The organism is Streptomyces sp. NPDC090994 (genome assembly GCF_044768905.1).
Lineage (GTDB): Bacteria > Actinomycetota > Actinomycetes > Streptomycetales > Streptomycetaceae > Streptomyces.
Genome location: NZ_JBIVWS010000021.1, coordinates 43,990 through 61,176, shown reverse-complemented (window position 1 = coordinate 61,176; position 17,187 = coordinate 43,990). Strand labels below are relative to the sequence as shown.

Here is a 17,187-nt window from a genome sequence, read left to right as displayed (position 1 = left end):
CGGGTCGTGCGATGCGTTTGGCTGCTGGGCAGCCCCCGGCGCGGGGCCGGGGGAGCGAAGCCCACAGGGCAACGGGGGGAATCATGCTGAGAAGAACGTGTGGGGTGTCCGTCGCGGTACTCGCGGGGATCATGGTCGCGGCCTCGACCTCCGCCTCCGCCTCGGCGGCACCGGCACCGGTGCCGGGAACCGAGCGGGTCACGCTGACGGCGTCGGGCGAGCAGGCCGACGGTGACGCCCACGGACCGGAGGTCAGCGCCGACGGGCGGTTCGCGGCCTTCTCGGCGTACGCCGCGAACCTGGTGCCCGGCGACACCAACGGGCACGGGGACGTCTTCGTACGCCACCTGCGCACGGGAACCGTCGAGCGGGTCAGCGTCGGGGCGGGCGGCGCACAGGCCGACGGGGAGTCCTCGGCCCTCGGCATCAGCGCCGACGGCCGCTACGTCCTGTTCCGCTCCAACGCCCGGAACCTCGTCGCCTGGGACACCCCGCCCACCGACGACGCCGCCTACGACATCTACCTCCACGACCGCCGCACCCACCGCACCGAGCGGATCAGCGTGGCCCCCGACGGAGGATCGGCCCTCGCGGGCGGCGCCGCCCTGTCGGCCGACGCCCGGTACATCGCCTTCAACGCCAAGGCGGACCGGATGGAGACCGACCCCGGCGACCTGTTCGGCGCCGTGTACGTCCTCGACCGGCGCACCGGCACCGTGGAGCGGGTCAGCAACCGCACCGGCCCGACCGTGCCGGCGGTCCTCCAGGGCATCAGCGCCGACGGCCGGCGGGTGGCGTACGCACAGCCCGTGCCGCGCAGCGGGTACGGCGCCACCTGGGTGCACGACCGCCGCACCGGCACCGAGGAACGCGTCAACGTCCGGCCGGACGGCACCCCGGACCCCTGGTACGCGATGCCCGCCTCGCTCTCCGCGGACGGCCGCGTCATCGCCTTCACCTCCTACAGCGACGACCTGGTGCCGGGCGGCGCGGCGGGCGACAGCCACCTCTACGTCCGTGACCTGGACACGGACGTCACCCGCCGGGTGGCTCCCGGCCCCGCCGGGGAGAGCCTGCCGGGGGCACCGCACCTCAGCCCGGACGGCCGGTACCTGGCCTACGAGGCCGCGCCCCGCCAGAGCGACGGACTGCTCGGCCCGTCCAACGTCTACCTGCGCGACCTGCGCACCGGCTCCACCCGCCTGGTCAGCGAGTCCGTCGACGGCGGGCCGGTCACGGACGCCGCCGTGACGCTCTGCTCGGTGAGCGCGCACGCCCGGAGCGTCGGCCTCGGCAGCCACTCGGCCCGGCTCGTCCCCGACGACACCAACGGGTTCTCCGACGGCTTCGTCCGCCACCTGCGCTGACCTGCGCCGCGCTCGCATCCTGAGACGGACGGTGAGCGCGGGGGCGGGTTGTGCCAGACTGCCCCCGTGCTCTCGTTCGCCATGATTATTGGCAGCAGGCGCGCCGGTCCGCAGTGACCGCCACGTACGACCAGGTACGGGCGGACACCGTCGTCCTCGACCCGCGCGCAGACCTCTCGCACCCGCGAGGGGTTTTTCTGTTTCCTGGCCCACCCCAAGCCGGGAAGAGAGCGCGGGGGATCATAGACGGACGGTGGAACCGGTCATTCCGGTAGACCGAGATCCCATACAGGAGCCCTGAAGATCATGACCGCACCCAGCGAGCTGCTCGACGATTCGTTCCACGTCTTCGACACCACCCTGCGCGACGGCGCGCAGCGCGAGGGCATCAACCTCACCGTCGCGGACAAGCTGGCCATCGCCCGGCACCTGGACGACTACGGCGTGGGTTTCATCGAGGGCGGCTGGCCCGGCGCCAACCCGCGGGACACCGAGTTCTTCGCACGCGCCGCCAAGGAGATCGACTTCCGGCACGCCCAGCTCGTGGCCTTCGGCTCCACCCGCCGCGCCGGCACCACCGCGGCCGAGGACCCGCAGGTCAGGGCGCTCCTGGACTCCGGCGCCGAGGTGATCTGCCTGGTCGCCAAATCCCATGACCGGCACGTCGAACTCGCCCTGCGCACCACCCTGGACGAGAACCTGGCGATGATCCGCGACACGGTCTCCTTCCTGCGGCACCAGGGCCGCCGGGTCTTCCTGGACTGCGAGCACTTCTTCGACGGCTACCGCGCCAACCCCCAGTACGCGAAGGACGTCGTCCGCGCGGCCTCGGAGGCCGGCGCCGACGTCGTCGTCCTCTGCGACACCAACGGCGGCATGCTCCCCGCGCAGATCCAGGCCGTGGTCGCCACCGTGCTGGCCGACACCGGCGCCCGGCTCGGCATCCACGCCCAGGACGACACCGGCTGCGCGGTCGCCAACACCCTCGCCGCCGTCGACGCGGGCGCCACGCACGTGCAGTGCACGGCCAACGGGTACGGCGAGCGGGTCGGCAACGCCAACCTGTTCCCGGTGGTCGCGGCCCTGGAGCTGAAGTACGGCAAGCGGGTCCTGCCCGAGGGCAGGCTCCGGGAGACCACCCGGATCTCGCACGCCATCGCCGAGGTCGTCAACCTCACCCCCTCCACCCACCAGCCCTACGTCGGCGTCTCCGCCTTCGCCCACAAGGCCGGCCTGCACGCCTCCGCCATCAAGGTCGACCCGGACCTGTACCAGCACACCGACCCCGCGCTGGTCGGCAACGCCATGCGGATGCTGGTCTCCGACATGGCGGGCCGCGCCTCCATCGAGCTGAAGGGCAAGGAACTCGGCATCGACCTCGGCGGCGACCGGGAACTGGTCGGCCGGGTCGTGGAGCGCGTCAAGGAACGCGAGCTGAAGGGGTACACGTACGAGGCCGCCGACGCCTCGTTCGAGCTGCTGCTGCGGGCGGAGGTCGAGGGCGGTCCGCTGAAGTACTTCTCCGTCGAGTCCTGGCGCGCGATCGTCGAGGACCGTCCCGACGGCAGCCACGCCAACGAGGCGACGGTGAAGCTCTGGGCCAAGGGCGAGCGCATCGTCGCCACGGCGGAGGGCAACGGTCCGGTCAACGCCCTGGACCGGGCGCTGCGGGTCGCGCTGGAACGGATCTACCCGCAGCTCGCCAAGCTGGAGCTGGTCGACTACAAGGTCCGCATCCTGGAGGGCGTCCACGGCACCGAGTCCACCACCCGCGTCCTGATCGCCACGAGCGACGGTGCGGGCGAGTGGTCGACGGTGGGGGTCGCGGAGAACGTCATCGCCGCGTCGTGGCAGGCGCTGGAGGACGCGTGCACGTACGGGCTGCTGCGGGCGGGGGTCGTTCCCGCCGAGTGAGGAACGAGGGGTGAGGAACGAGGGGTGAGGAACGGGGCGGAAGGGGCGTCGGTCGGCGGCCGAGGGAAGGTGTCCCTTCCGGTCCCTTCCGTTCCGTTTGGGGCGGTTTTTAAGGTACTTTCGAACGTATGAGGCTCGCACTGGTGCGCATGCTCGTACGTGTTCTGATCGTGCCGGTCGCCGCGGTGATGGCGGCGTTGGCGGTGGGGGTGTGGAACGCGTCGGAGGCGCACGCGGCCACGGATGTCACGGAGATCGCGGAGGCGTTGCGCGAGAGTCCCGTGTACGTGGACCCGGCCGCCTCCGACCAGCTCTCCGACGCGGACGCGGAGGCGCTCGCCGACAAGATCGAGGACGCGGACAAACCGATCTTCGTGGCGGTGCTGCCGGCGGACCAGCCGACGACCGAGATCTTCCGGGACCTGCGCACCGAGACCGGCGTGACCGGGCTCTACGGCATCCGGCTCGGTGACCGCTTCGACGCGCGGGCCGACAGCAGCGTGATGAGCCGGCAGGCTGTGTCCAACCTGGTCGCGGCGGTGCAGGACGCGGGCGACGCCAAGGCGCAGCTGAACGACTTCGTGGACGACGCGCTGCGGAACACGGGCGGCGCGGCGCCGAGCGGCTGGAGCGAGGGGTCCGGGGACGGCGTGCCGGTGGGCGGGCTGATCGCCACCGGTGCGGTGCTGGCCGTCGGCGGGGCCGGGGTCTACGCGCTGTCGCGGCGCAACCGGCGGCGGCACGAGGAGGAGCAGCGGGCCGCGCTGGAGAAGCTGCGGGTGGTGGTGGACGAGGACATCACCGCGTTCGGTGAGGAACTGGACCGGTTGGACTTCCATCCCGGCGAGCCGGGCGCGGACGACGCGATGCGGGCCGATTACGAACGGGCGCTGGACGCGTACGACCGGTCCAAGACGTACATGGCCGACGCGCGCCGGCCGGAGGACGTGCGGGCCGTGACGCAGGCGGTGGAGGACGGGCGGTTCGCGCTCGCCCAGCTGGCCGCGCGGCGGGAGGGGCGGCCGTTGCCGGACCGGCGTCCGCCGTGCTTCTTCGATCCCCGGCACGGTCCGTCGGTGGCCGACGTGGCGTGGACCCCGGTGGGCGGGGCGACGCGGGAGGTACCGGTGTGCGCGGCGGACCGGGCTCGGCTGGCGGACGGGCTGGAGCCGGTGGTGCGTGAGGTGGAGACGGAGGGCGGGCGGCGGCCGTACTGGGAGGCGGGGCCGGCGTACGGGCCGTGGGCGGGTGGCTACTTCGGGGGCGGGATGCTGCCGGGGCTGCTGGTCGGGACGATGCTCGGGAGCATGATGGCGACGCCGGCGTACGCCGCTGACTACGGGGCCGGGTACGGGGACTTCGGCGGTGCCGGTGGCTACGAGGGGGGTGACGTCTCCGGAGCCGACTTCAACTCCGACGACTTCGGGGGCGGGTTCGGCGGCGGGGACTTCGGGGGCGGCGGCGACTTCGGCGGGGGCGGGGGCGGGGACTTCGGGGGTGGCTTCTGAGGCCGGGCGCGGCCGGGGGCGGTTGCGGGTCAGTGCGCGCGCGGGCCAGTGGGGCGCGGGGGAGCGGAGGCCCGGGGAGACCGTGCGGGCCGGGTTCCGGGCGGCGGACGGTCCGCGCGGCGGACGACGACGACGGCCGCGAGGCCGATGGCCAGGCCGAGGGCGGTCGTCGCGCCGAAGTGCTCGCCGAACATCAGGGCGCCCCAGACGGCCGTGACCGGGGCCATGAGGAACATCAGGGTGTTGACCTGGGCGACCCCGGAGCGGCGCAGGATCAGCCAGTACAGCCCGTAGCCGCCGAAGGTCGGCAGTACGACGAGCCAGGCTGTCGCCAGCCAGAAGGAGGGGGCGGCGGGAGGGGGCGCCGTGCCTGTGGCCAGTCCCAGGGCGGAGAAGATCGCGGCACTGGTCGTGCAGTGGATGGTCAGTGCCGTGCGGGGGGCGACCGGCGTTCGCGAGCGGCCCTCCAGGAACGTCGCCGCGACCAGTGACAGCATGCCGAGGAGGGGGACGAGGTACGCCCACCAGGCCGCGTCCGCCGATCCGGCGTCCGCCAGGGTGACCGTCGCGACGCCGGTCAGGCCCAGGCACAGTCCGAGCCACTGGCGCCGCGAGACGTACTGCCGCAGCAGCGGACCGGCGAGGGCGCCGGCGACGAGGGGCTGGACGCCGTCGACGAGGGCGGTCGTGCCGCTGGAGACGCCGAGCTGGATGGCGTAGTAGACGCTGAGGAGGTAGCCGGTCTGGGAGAGTGCGCCGATCAGGGTCTGGCGGCCGACGGTTCGCGGGGTCAGGTCGCGCCATGCCGTCCGGGGGAGCATGGCGAGCAGGACGACGGCCAGGGGCAGGAAGCGCCACATCAGGAGGGTGGTCGCGGCCGCGGTGTCCGAGCCGAGCTTGGCTCCGATGAAACCGGAGCTCCAGCACAGGACGAAGGCGGCCGGGAGGAGCGCGGACAGCATGCGGTCACCCCTCGGTAGACAGAACGGTTTACTGTCCCCTCGGGTGTCCACTATACAGATCGGTATACTTGGCGGCATGGGACAGGAAGTGGCGCGTGTGCGCATGACGCCGGCCGCGCGTCGGGTCCTGGAAGCCGCCGGGCGGCTGTTCTACGCGCACGGCATCCATGCCGTGGGGGTGGATCTGATCGCGGCCGAGGCGGGGGTGACGAAAAAGACGCTCTATGACCGGTTCGGGTCGAAGGAGCAGGTCGTCGTGGAGTATCTCGCCGGGCGGGACGAGCGGTGGCGGGCGTTTCTCGCCGAGCGCCTGGAGGGCGCGGGAGGTGAGGGGAGCGAGGGGAGCGCCGAGGGTGACGGAGGCGCGGCGCGGGTGTCGGCCGTGTTCGATGCCTCGCGTGACTGGGCGGCGGAGTACGGCGCGAAGGGGTGTGCCATGGTCAACGCCCACGCCGAGATCAGCGATCCGGCCCACCCGGCCTATCCGGTCATCGCGGCGCAGAAGGCGTGGATGCTGGAGCTGTTCACGCGGCTGGCGGGGGAGCTCGGCCCGGGGGAGGCGGACCGGGTGGGGCGGGTGCTGATGCTGTTGCACGAGGGCGCGCTGGTCGCGCACGGGCTGGGAGTGGTGCCGGACCCGTTCGGGGACGCCCGTGAACAGGCCCGGGCTCTGGTCGGTGTCAGGCGTTCCTGATCGCCGAGACGTCGAAGACCAGCTTGATCTTGTCGGAGACCAGGACGCCGCCGGTCTCCAGTGCGGCGTTCCAGGTCAGGCCCCACTCCGAGCGCTTGATCTCGGCCTTGCCCTCGAAGCCGACCCGGTCGTTGCCGAACGGGTCCTTCGCGGTGCCGTTGTACTCCAGGTCGATGGTGAGCGGCTTGGTGGTGCCGAGGATCGTCAGGTCGCCGGTGACGCGGTAGTCGTCGCCGCCGAGGGACTCCGCCGAGGTGGAGCGGAAGGTCATCGTCGGGTACTCGTCGGTCTTGAAGAAGTCGGCGCTCTTGAGGTGGCCGTCGCGGTCGGCGTTGCCGGTGTCGATGCTCTCCATCGTCACGTCCAGGGTGGCGGTGGACTTGGCGGGGTCGGAGCCGTCCAGGTGCAGCGTCCCGCTGAACTCGCGGAACTGGCCCTTGACGTTGGTGACCATCGCGTGGCGGGCCACGAAGCCGATCGTGGTGTGGGCCGGGTCCAGGGTGTAGTCACCGGTGAGGGCGGCGAGGTCGGAGTGCGCGGACGTGCTCATGGTGATGTCCTCCGGTTCTTGAAGCTGACTGAAGCTGGTTCTTGAAACTTCAATGAGAGTGCTGCGGTGACGACCGTAGGCCCATTCAGTGCAACGTTCAACATCATCCGCAAGGGTCGTGGAAGGTGTCGCGGAAATGGTGGGAACGTATTCCCTCGCCGCGCCGGACCGCCACCGTCCCGAGCCTGCGGTAGGCCGCCTGGCGCACCGCCGGGCCCCTATGGGCGGACCCGGCGTGCCGGGGGCCGCCGGGCGGTGTGAGGCTGGCGGCAAGCCCAGATATCGCCCGGGAGGCATCCCGTGACCCAGCCAGGACCGCCGTCCCTCCGTAAGGCCGCCGACGCGGTTGCCGACGAGGAAATCGCGGACGCGTTCGAGGAGGTGTCCCCGCGCGGTGGCCGTGACGTCGGCCGGGACCGTCCTGTCGCGCTCGTCACCGGCGCCTCGTCCGGCATCGGTGCCGCCACGGCCCGCCGGTTCGCCGCCGGCGGCTGGCGGCTGCTGCTCAGCGGGCGGGACCGGGAGCGGCTCGACGAGACCGCCGCCGCCACGTCCGGGCTCGCCCTCCCCGCCGACCTCACCGCCGCGGACGGGCCGCGGCTGCTCGCCGAGTCGGCGCTGACGGCGGCCGGGCGCATCGACGTGCTGGTCGCGGGCGCGGGGATCGGGTGGGCGGGATCGTTCACCGCTATGCCCCCGGCGGCCCTCGACCAGGTGCTGGCCGTCAACCTCGGCGCCACGCTGCGGCTCGTCCACGAGGTGCTGCCCGCCATGGTGGCGGCGGGCCGCGGGCGGGTGGTGCTGGTCGGCTCGGTCGCCGGGAGCGTCGGCGTACGGCAGGAGGCGGTGTACTCCGCGAGCAAGGCGGGCGTCGCCGCGTTCGCCGAGGCGCTGCGGCAGGAGCTGCGGGGGACGGGGGTGGGCGTGACGCACGTCGTGCCGGGGCCGGTGGACACGCCGTTCTTCGAGCGGCGCGGTACGCCGTACCAGCGGCCCTGGCCCCGGCCCACCGCCCCCGCACGGGTGGCCGGCGCGGTCTGGGACGCGGTGCGGGACGGGCGTGACGACGTGCACGTGCCGGGCTGGCTCGCCGTCCCGGGGCGGGTGCGCGGGCTGGTGCCCGGCCTGTACCGCCGGCTGCTGCACCGCTTCGGCTGACGGCGGCGGGCGTGCCCTTCCCCGGCCGGCGCCGACGTGATAGACGGCATGAGCATGACGTCGTTGCCCGGCACTCCCCGCCGCACCGTCCTGCTCGCGGCCACCCTCGCCGCACTCCTCGCTCCGGCGCTCACCACCCGCGCCCGCGCCGACGCGCACGCCGGTGAGGACCCCTACGACACCCTCCGCCGGCGCTGGCTCGACCTCTCCCTCGGCACCGGCTACGACCCCGCCGCCGAGCCGTACGCCTCCCGCCTCGCCCGGACCGGTGAGACCGCCCGCGCGCACCGGGCGGCCATGGCGCCGACGGCCACGTCCCTGTGGCCGGACCTCCCCTTCCCCCCGTCCTCCGGCGTCACCGCCGGCTACGGCCGCCTGTGGACGATGACCCAGGCGTACGTCCAGCAGGGCACCGGCTCGACGGGGGACCCGGCACTCCTCGCGGGCGTCCTGCGCGGCCTGGACCACCTCTCCGCCACCGTCTACAACACCGCCACCGTTCCGTACGGCAACTGGTGGGACTGGCAGATCGGCAGTCCCCGGCTGCTCACGGACATCGTGGCCGCTCTCCACGAACACCTCGGCGACGAGCGGATCGTCGCCGCCTGCGCGGCCGTGGACCACTTCGTGCCGGACACGGCGCTCGGGGAGTACGCGGGCACCTCCACCGGCGCCAACCGCGTCGACCTGTGCCGCTCGGTCGCCCTGCGCGGTGTCCTCGGCCGCGCCCCGGAGAAGATCGCCCTCGCCCGCGACGCCCTCTCCCCGGTCTTCCCGTACGTCACGCGGGGCGACGGGCTCCATGCCGACGGGTCGTTCGTGCAGCACACCTGGGTCGCGTACTCGGGGACGTACGGGCAGGTCCTGCTCGACGGGCTCGGGCGGCTGTTCACCCTGCTGGCCGGGTCGGAGTGGGAGGTGCGCGATCCGGCGCGGCAGAACGTCCTCGACAGCGTCGAGCACGCCTTCGCGCCGTTGATCCTCGACGGGCTGGTCATGGACTGCGTCAGCGGGCGGGCCATCAGCCGTGGGCTGTCCGGGGGCGGTGGGGGCGTGCTGCGCGGGGATCACTATCACGGGCAGCAGCTCATCGCCGCGATGGCCGTCCTGGCGGGCGGGGCGAGCGCGGCGGAGCGGGAGCGCTGGCACGCGCGGATCAAGGGGTGGATCGAACGGGACGCCGTGTCGCCGGTGCTGACGGCCCCGCAGTTCGGCGTCGCCGATCTGGCGCGGCTGCGGGCCGTCGCCGACGCGCCCGGGGCGGCGGCTCCCGAGCCCGTGGGGCACCGGCTGTTCGCGGCCATGGACCGCGCCGTCCACCGGCGTCCCGGCTTCACCGCCGCCCTCTCCATGGCCAGCGACCGCATCGCCCACTACGAGTGCGGCAACGGCGAGAACCCGCGCGGCTGGCACACCGGCGCCGGATGGCTCTCCTGGTGGCCGGCCGGGCGGCAGGGGGACCAGTACACCGACTGGTACTGGCCCACCGTCGACTGGTACCGCCTGCCCGGTACGACCGTCTCCACCAGGCGGCTGGCCGACCGGGCGGGCGGCGAGTGGGGCGAGCCCAGGCCCGACGCGCGGTGGGTGGGCGGGACGACGGACGGCGAGTACGCGGTGGCCGGGCAGCATCTGAAGGGACTCGGGTCGACGCTGGAGGCGCGGAAGTCCTGGTTCTTCCTCGACGACGCCGTGGTGTGTCTCGGGGCCGGGATCAGCTGCGCGGACGGGGTGCCGGTCGAGACGGTCGTCGACAACCGGAATCTGGGCGAGGCCGGTACCGCCGCCTTCACGCGCGGCCGGGACTGGGCGCACCTCGCCGGCCACGGCGGCTGGGTCGTCCTGGACGGCGGCGAGCTGCGCGCCCTGCGCGAGGACCGCACCGGCGCCTGGGCCGACATCAACAGCGCCGGCTCCCCCGAGCGCCGCACCCGGCGCTGGCAGACCCTCTGGCTGGACCACGGCACCGACCCGGCCGGCGCGGCGTACGCCTACGTCCTGCTCCCGGGGGCCGGGAAGGAAGCGGCCGTGGAGCGTGCCGCCGACCGGCACTGGTTGTCGGTCCTCGCCAACGACCCGGACCGGCAGGCGGTGACCGTCCCCGCGCTGGGCCTGACGGCGGTCAGCTTCTGGCGGGCGGGTACCGTGGGGCCGCTCACCGCGACCGCCGGGGCGAGCGTCCTGGTCCGCCGCCGGGGCCGTACCGCCACGCTCCACATCAGCGAACCACCCCGTACGGGCGAACCGCTGGAGATCATCTGGGACCACCCGGCGGGTCCGCCGGTCCGGGCCGACGAGACGGTCGAGATCCTGTCCACCGGCCGCCGGCTGCGCCTGCGCGTCACTCCGGGGACGGTATGCGCCACCCATGAATGTGAGGTGTCTCTCAGGTGACCCCTTTGTGTGACCCCTACAACGAGCGGGCCCTCTGAGCAGTCGAAACGGCTGCACGCCGTGCTGGTTCTGTTCAGGTGCACCAGGAAAACCCGCCGGAGACTGTACGGAGTCGACGGCGTGCTTTCCTTGGCCGGCTTCGTAAGGTCACTACATGACCGTTTTGGATGAGGCGCCGGGTGAGCCGACGGACGCGCGCGGGCGGGTCGCCGAGCTGCACGAGATCCGTGCGCGGGCGCTGGCCGGACCGAGCGAGAAGGCCACGGCGGCGCAGCACGCCAAGGGCAAGCTGACCGCGCGGGAGCGGATCGAACTGCTGCTGGACCCCGGGTCCTTCCGGGAGGTCGAGCAGCTGCGCCGGCACCGGGCGACCGGGTTCGGCCTGGAGGCCAAGAAGCCGCACACCGACGGTGTGATCACCGGCTGGGGGACGGTCGAGGGCCGTACGGTCTTCGTCTACGCGCACGACTTCCGGATCTTCGGCGGCGCGCTCGGCGAGGCGCACGCCACCAAGATCCACAAGATCATGGACATGGCCATCGCGGCGGGAGCGCCGCTGGTCTCCCTGAACGACGGCGCGGGCGCCCGCATCCAGGAGGGCGTCAGCGCCCTCGCCGGCTACGGCGGCATCTTCCAGCGCAACACCAAGGCGAGCGGTGTCATCCCGCAGATCAGCGTGATGCTGGGCCCGTGCGCGGGCGGCGCGGCCTACAGCCCCGCCCTGACCGACTTCGTCTTCATGGTCCGCGAGACCTCGCAGATGTTCATCACCGGCCCGGACGTGGTCAAGGCGGTGACGGGCGAGGAGATCACCCAGAACGGCCTGGGCGGCGCGGACGTGCACGCCGAGACGTCGGGCGTCTGCCACTTCGCGTACGACGACGAGGAGACCTGCCTCGCCGAGGTCCGCTACCTGCTGTCGCTGCTGCCGCAGAACAACCGGGAGAACCCGCCGCGCACCGAGTCGGCGGACCCCGTCGACCGGCGCTCCGACGTCCTCCTCGACCTGGTGCCGGCCGACGGCAACCGCCCGTACGACATGGCCAAGGTCATCGAGGAGATCGTCGACGACGGCGACTACCTGGAGGTCCACGAGCGCTGGGCCCGCAACATCATCTGCGCGCTGGCCCGCCTCGACGGCCAGGTCGTCGGCATCGTCGCCAACCAGCCCCAGGTGCTGGCGGGCGTCCTGGACATCGAGGCCAGCGAAAAAGCTGCGCGCTTCGTCCAGATGTGTGACGCTTTCAATATCCCGATCGTCACCTTCCTGGACGTCCCCGGGTTCCTCCCGGGTGTCGACCAGGAGCACGGCGGGATCATCCGGCACGGAGCGAAACTGCTCTACGCGTACTGCAACGCCACCGTGCCGCGGATCTCCCTGATCCTGCGCAAGGCGTACGGAGGTGCGTACATCGTCATGGACAGCCAGTCCATCGGTGCCGACCTGACCTACGCCTGGCCGACCAACGAGATCGCCGTGATGGGCGCGGAGGGCGCCGCGGGTGTCATCTTCCGGCGGCAGATCGCCGCGGCGGAGGACCCCGAGGCGATGCGTCAGAAGATGGTCAAGGAGTACAAGACCGAGCTGATGCACCCCTACTACGCGGCCGAACGCGGCCTGGTCGACGACGTGATCGACCCGGCCGAGACCCGCGAGGTGCTCGTCAGCTCGCTGGCCATGCTCCAGACCAAGCACGCCGACCTGCCCTCCCGCAAGCACGGCAACCCCCCGCAGTGACCCCGAGGAGTCTGTCGTATGTCCATGCCTGACATCCGTGTCGAGAAGGGCCACGCCGGGCCCGAGGAAGTCGCCGCCATCACGGCCGTCCTGATGGCCCGCGCCGCCTCCCGCCCCGCCGAGGTCGCCCCGTCCCGGGGCGGCAGCGTCCGCGCGGGCTGGCGCCGCCTGGAGCGCGAGCCGGGGTTCCGGGCGCCGCACAGCTGGCGGTAGATATCAGAAGACGGTGACCTCGACGCCCGGGAAGTCCAGGGCGTCGGGGTCGTCGGGCAGTACGCAGTCGTACAGGTTGAGCTGCTTGACCTTCGGCGGCGTGAAGTCCGGGGACGACAGCCAGGCGGCGATGTCGACGCTGAAGAGGGTCAGGTCCAGGTCGGGCAGTGACGTAGCCGCGCTCAGGTTCGCGGGCAAGGAGATCTTGTCAGCCATCACCATGAGGTGCGTCAGGTGGGGGCAGTCGACGAGAAAGGCGAGGTCCGCGGTCTCGGTGACGCTCTGGAAGCCGAGGTACAACAGCCTCAGGCGCTCCAACTCGGTGAACACGTCGAGGTGGTGCAGTGTCATGTCGCCATGCAGCACCAGGTACTTGAGTCCGCGCAGCCGCCGCAGCACCCGCAGGTCGACCTCGCCGCGCAACTGGTGGAGCTGCAAGCTGACCAGGGACGGCATGTCACCCACAGCCCCGAATCGGGTGAAGGGGTACGTGATGCTCAGATCGGTCACCGATGCCAGCCCGGTGACGACGTGCCACTGGGCGGAATGGGTGAGCGTGACGGTGTGGCCGTCGAGCCGCAGCCGTGACAGCACCCGGTCGGCGTACACAGCCGCGTCGAAGTAACCCCACGCGTCGATGAGCGCGTCGACCACACGGTCACGGTCGTCCCCCGTGTACCCCTCCAGCACCTCCAGCGCGTCCTCGCCGCCGATCAAGGCGACCGTCCGCACGGTGTACGCCGCCGCCTTCTCCGTCAGCCCCGCCCCTGACCGCGGCAGCCACCGCAGCAGACTCGGGCCCACCGCCGCCAGCGCGGCCGGGTCGGTCTCCCGGCGGGCGGGGAGCAGGGCGGCCACCGCCGCGTCCAGCCGTGCGGCCAGCTTCTCGGGCACCTCCGGCAGCGTCTCCTGGCACGCCGCCGCCACCAGCCGCAGCGTCCGCGCGTTACGGGGTTCGGACTCCGCCCGGTCCAGGATTCCGCCGAGCAGTTCCTCCCGCTGACGGGCGTTGGCGTGGCCCGCCGCCATGATGACCGTCTCCCGCCACAGGTACAGGTGCGCCCGCCCGACCAGATTGCCCATCCGGTCCTCCTCCGCGGCCTCCTCGGCGGCGAGGTACTCCTGGAAGGTCCGGTGCACGAAGTCCAGCCGCCCCTGCGCGGGGGAGCGCAGCAGCCCGGAGCGGTCCCGCAGCTGCCGCAGCACCTGCTCCCCGTCCAGCGGGTCCAGGTGCCGCATCGCCCTGAGCTTCGCCCCGACGTGCACCGCCGCCTGCTCCAGGGTGATCTCGCTGCGGTTGTTGTCCGACAGCCGCCAGGCCAGATCGCGCAGGAGGATCAGCTTGTCGCCCAGGCTCAGCGGGCTGTCCATCGCGCTCGGCACGTTCCGGTCCGCGTCCCGGTCGCGGACCAGGGTGTGCAGCGCGCCGCGGTACAGCTCCATCCGGTCCCGCGGCAGGTGCCGCCCCCGGTTCAGGTGCATCGCGCACACCATCGCCGCCAGCAGCGGGGTCCCCGCCAGCGACTGCAGGTGCGCCCGGTCCTTCAGGCTCGCCAGCAGCGACTGCTCGTACTGCGGGAGCTCCTCCACCGGGCACGGCAGCTCCTCGCCCAGCTCCCGCACCGCCTGGTGCCACTGGCGTACGAACGCGGCCAGGTCCGGCGGGGTCATCCGGTCCAGGTGCAGTGCGGTGAAGTCCTCGCGCCGCAGCCAGTCCGCGCCGGCCGCGGCGGGCCGGGAGGTGACGACCACCCGCACGCCGGGATACGCCGACAGCAGCCGGCGCAGCCAGTCCCGTACCGCCCGCCGCTCCCGGTCGAGCAGCTCGTCCACCCCGTCGATCAGCAGCAGTGCCCGGCCGCTGCCGAGCTGCCGTTCCACCCAGCCCCGGGGCATGACGCCGGTCAGCGGCGCCGCCACCCCGTCGAGCATCGCCTCCGGCGCGGGCGGCGTGCGGCCGCTGTACTCGCGCAGCTTGACGAGGACCGGGGTGAGCCCGTTCCACTCCGCCAGTTCGCCGGTGAAGGCGCCGCGCGCCGCCATGACGGCCAGCCAGCGCAGCAGGGTCGTCTTGCCGGAGCCGGCCTCCCCGCGCAGCAGGATGCGGGCGGAGCCCCGGAGCGCGGCCTCCACCCGCATGCCGGAGGCGTCGCCGCCCGGCGCTTCTTCCCAGTCGCTCATGTCGGCGCGCAGCCGGGGCAGCGCGCGGGTGGTGCGCCGCCACGCGGTGTCGTCGCCGGTGGCGCGCAGGCTGACGTACGCCACCGACAGCCTGACCTGCGCCGCCGCGCGGTCGGAGGCGCGGCGGAACAGCTCGACCTCGTCGAGGCTCTCGCTGACCAGCTCCAGGTACCGGCGCCGGAACGCGGTGTCCTGATCCGTGCCGTCCGGGGCGAACAGGGTCCGGTCCGGGAGCCGTTCGAGGATGCGGGCCACCTCGCCGCCCAGCGTGGAGGTCCGCACCAGCAGCTCGGCCGCCGCGCGTTCCTCGAAGACCGGCAGGCCGCGCACGATCCGGACGTAGTACTCCACGCACTCGGTGAAGAGCCGCTCGTACAGGTTGCCCTCCGCCTCACCGAGCCCCACCGGAGCACGTACCGTCCCGGTGATCCGCCGGATCAGCTCGGCCGGCTGGGCGTCGGCCGCCAGCAGCGCCCCGTCCGAGAGGTCGGCCGCCGCGAACGTGTCGCAGACCGCGTCGATCACCGCTTGGCGCCCGGACTCCTCCAGCCCCCTGAACTCGTGCTCCAGGAAAGGCTCCAGCCGGTCGAACACCGCGTCCGCGATCTGCTCGAACTGCCGCCTCACCGTCCGCGAGAACTTCACTCCCGGCACCCGCACCCGGGCCAGTTCCTCGATCGTCAGGTGACGTTCCTGCGCACGCCGCTTCCCCCCGAGCCATACCTGTGCCGCCGTGCTCGCCACGGTCGTCCCCAGCCGCAGCGCGGCCGCCTCTGCGCTCATCTCCGCCCCCCTGGTACAACGACGTACGGCCCCCATCCCTCCCACAGGAGGAACGGGGGCCGCAACCGATTCGTGCCGATCGCTACCGCAGCCGGGCCATCAGCGCGTGCTCGACCAGCGTGATCAGCGCCGACTTCGCGTCCGCGCGGTGCCGTGCGTCCGTCGTGATGATCGGGGTGTCCGGTCCGATCTGGAGGGCTTCCCGGACCTCGTCCGGGTTGTACGGCTGCTGCCCGTCGAAGCCGTTGAGCGCGATCACGAAGGGGAGGCCGCTGTTCTCGAAGTAGTCGACCGCCGGGAAGCAGTCGGCGAGACGGCGCGTGTCGACCAGCACGATCGCGCCGATGGCGCCGCGCACCAGGTCGTCCCACATGAACCAGAAGCGGTCCTGGCCGGGCGTACCGAAGAGGTACAGGATCAGGTCCTGGTCGAGGGTGATGCGGCCGAAGTCCATGGCGACCGTGGTGGTCGTCTTGTCGCCGGTGTGGGTCAGGTCGTCGATGCCCGCTGACGCGGATGTCATCACGGCCTCGGTGCGCAGCGGGTTGATCTCCGAGACGGCGCCGACGAACGTGGTCTTACCCACGCCGAAACCGCCGGCCACCACGATCTTCGCGGACGTGGTGGAGCGGGAAGGCCCTCCGCTAGAGCTTGCGAAGTCCACTGAGCACCCTTTCGAGCAGTGTCACGTCTGGCTGGCCGCCGGCGTTGTCGTCGCCGCCGGGCTGATGGATGGCGACCAGGCCCGCCTCCGCCAAGTCGGCGACGAGAATCCTGGCCACGCCGAGAGGGATGGTCAGCAGGGCCGAGATCTCGGCCACCGACTTGATCTCCCGGCAGAGCTGGCAGATCCGCTGATGCTCGGGCAACTGGCCCTGCATCTGGTGCGGCTGCGCGGTGGTGTGCACCAGCGCCTCGATGGCGAGCTGGTACCGCGGGCGGGTCCGGCCGCCGGTCATGGCGTACGGACGCACCAGGGGGTTGTTCGACGCCCCGGCGGGCGCGGGCTCGGGGGTGCGGCGCTGCGGCTGCACGGGCTGGATGCGCGGGGCCTGCCGCTGGTCGTACGGCGAAGGGCCGGGGCCCTGCGGCGCGTACGGCTGCTGGTGGCTGGGCGCGGAGGGGAAGCCGTACGGGTGCGCACCGTCGCCGTGGCCCTGTGCGGGGCCGTACGACCAGTTGCCCGAAGACGGACTGCCTGGGGGTGTTGCCACTTTCTCCTCCTCCGACTGTGCCTGGCACCCATCACTGTGGAGCCGCGTCCCGAAACCTTACGGCCACGGGACGCCAAAACGCACCGTCTGCCCGTTAGTTGAGAAGGCTCCCCTGAAGCTCGGCGCGCAGGTCCGGCGTCAGGACCGTACCGGCGCGGTCGACGAGAAGGGCCATCTCGTACCCAATGAGACCGATGTCCGCTTCCGGGTGTGCGAGAACCGCGAGGGAGGAACCGTCGGAGATGGACATGATGAAGAGGAATCCCCGCTCCATCTCCACAACTGTCTGGTTCACGTGGCCGCCCTCGAAGATGCGCGAGGCACCCGCGGTCAGCGAGGTCAGACCGGAGGCGACGGCCGCGAGCTGGTCGGCGCGGTCGCGCGGGAAACCTTCGGACATCGCCAGAAGGAGTCCGTCGGCGGAGACCACCACCGTGTGGGACACCCCCGGGGTGTTGTCCACGAAGTTGGTGATCAACCAGTTCAGGTTCTGTGCCGCCTGGCTCATCGG

The 17,187-nt window shown here is 72.4% G+C and carries 14 protein-coding genes; 8 read left to right on the top strand and 6 right to left on the bottom strand.

The window, feature by feature from the left end; genetic code table 11:
- Positions 1-104 precede the first annotated feature (104 nt).
- The 3 genes from ACIQR3_RS30865 (at position 105) to ACIQR3_RS30855 (ending at position 4,789) form a co-directional block, all read left to right on the top strand.
- Positions 105-1,367 carry a TolB family protein gene (locus tag ACIQR3_RS30865; protein WP_403543922.1) on the top strand — a complete coding sequence of 421 codons (1,263 nt, stop codon included), beginning with the start codon at positions 105-107 and terminating at the stop codon, positions 1,365-1,367.
- A gap of 306 nt (positions 1,368-1,673) precedes the next feature.
- Positions 1,674-3,281 carry a citramalate synthase gene (gene cimA / locus ACIQR3_RS30860; RefSeq protein ID WP_403543921.1) on the top strand — a complete coding sequence of 536 codons (1,608 nt, stop codon included), beginning with the start codon at positions 1,674-1,676 and terminating at the stop codon, positions 3,279-3,281.
- A 128-nt stretch (positions 3,282-3,409) separates the two neighbouring features.
- Positions 3,410-4,789 (top strand): hypothetical protein, encoded by a 1,380-nt coding sequence (locus ACIQR3_RS30855; RefSeq protein WP_403543920.1) that lies wholly within the window; start codon positions 3,410-3,412, stop codon positions 4,787-4,789.
- 29 nt (positions 4,790-4,818) lie between these two features.
- On the opposite strand, the gene ACIQR3_RS30850 is transcribed toward ACIQR3_RS30855, so the two are convergent.
- Positions 4,819-5,751, bottom strand: coding sequence for a DMT family transporter (locus tag ACIQR3_RS30850; RefSeq protein ID WP_403543919.1), 933 nt, complete (start codon positions 5,749-5,751; stop codon positions 4,819-4,821).
- Positions 5,752-5,854: 103 nt separating this feature from the next.
- On the opposite strand from ACIQR3_RS30850, the gene ACIQR3_RS30845 reads away from it, so the two are divergent.
- The gene (locus tag ACIQR3_RS30845) at positions 5,855-6,445 is read left to right on the top strand and encodes a TetR/AcrR family transcriptional regulator (RefSeq protein WP_403543971.1); all 591 of its coding nucleotides are present in this window, start codon (positions 5,855-5,857) and stop codon (positions 6,443-6,445) included.
- Here the strand turns inward: ACIQR3_RS30845 and ACIQR3_RS30840 are convergent.
- Complete coding sequence (locus ACIQR3_RS30840) at positions 6,432-6,995, bottom strand: YceI family protein (protein ID WP_403543918.1); 564 nt, start codon at positions 6,993-6,995, stop codon at positions 6,432-6,434. The two genes, ACIQR3_RS30845 and ACIQR3_RS30840, sit on opposite strands and share 14 nt — an antisense overlap.
- A gap of 360 nt (positions 6,996-7,355) precedes the next feature.
- Here ACIQR3_RS30840 and ACIQR3_RS30835 point away from each other — a divergent pair, with 360 nt between their 5' ends.
- The 4 genes from ACIQR3_RS30835 to ACIQR3_RS30820 all read left to right on the top strand — a co-directional run bounded on the left by ACIQR3_RS30835 (position 7,356) and on the right by ACIQR3_RS30820 (position 12,498).
- Positions 7,356-8,153, top strand: coding sequence for an SDR family NAD(P)-dependent oxidoreductase (locus ACIQR3_RS30835; protein ID WP_403543970.1), 798 nt, complete (start codon positions 7,356-7,358; stop codon positions 8,151-8,153).
- 48 nt (positions 8,154-8,201) lie between these two features.
- Positions 8,202-10,547 (top strand): polysaccharide lyase 8 family protein, encoded by a 2,346-nt coding sequence (locus tag ACIQR3_RS30830; protein ID WP_403543917.1) that lies wholly within the window; start codon positions 8,202-8,204, stop codon positions 10,545-10,547.
- Between the two features lie 154 nt (positions 10,548-10,701).
- A complete protein-coding gene (locus ACIQR3_RS30825) occupies positions 10,702-12,285 on the top strand; it encodes an acyl-CoA carboxylase subunit beta (RefSeq protein ID WP_403543916.1) in 1,584 nt (527 codons plus the stop codon).
- Between the two features lie 18 nt (positions 12,286-12,303).
- Positions 12,304-12,498, top strand: a complete 195-nt coding sequence (locus ACIQR3_RS30820) for an acyl-CoA carboxylase subunit epsilon (RefSeq protein WP_215169998.1) — start codon at positions 12,304-12,306, stop codon at positions 12,496-12,498.
- Between the two features lie 3 nt (positions 12,499-12,501).
- Here the strand turns inward: ACIQR3_RS30820 and ACIQR3_RS30815 are convergent, their stop codons facing one another.
- From ACIQR3_RS30815 to ACIQR3_RS30800, 4 genes are all read right to left on the bottom strand, one after another.
- Positions 12,502-15,462: an NACHT domain-containing protein gene (locus ACIQR3_RS30815; protein ID WP_403543915.1), complete on the bottom strand. Its 2,961-nt coding sequence runs from the start codon at positions 15,460-15,462 to the stop codon at positions 12,502-12,504.
- Positions 15,463-15,544: 82 nt separating this feature from the next.
- A complete protein-coding gene (locus ACIQR3_RS30810; RefSeq protein ID WP_009314218.1) occupies positions 15,545-16,126 on the bottom strand; it encodes an ATP/GTP-binding protein in 582 nt (193 codons plus the stop codon).
- Positions 16,107-16,676, bottom strand: a complete 570-nt coding sequence (locus ACIQR3_RS30805; protein WP_403543914.1) for a DUF742 domain-containing protein — start codon at positions 16,674-16,676, stop codon at positions 16,107-16,109. The genes ACIQR3_RS30810 and ACIQR3_RS30805 overlap by 20 nt, the downstream gene beginning before the upstream one ends.
- A 94-nt stretch (positions 16,677-16,770) precedes the next feature.
- The gene (locus ACIQR3_RS30800; RefSeq protein ID WP_189419756.1) at positions 16,771-17,184 is read right to left on the bottom strand and encodes a roadblock/LC7 domain-containing protein; all 414 of its coding nucleotides are present in this window, start codon (positions 17,182-17,184) and stop codon (positions 16,771-16,773) included.
- Positions 17,185-17,187: the final 3 nt, after the last annotated feature.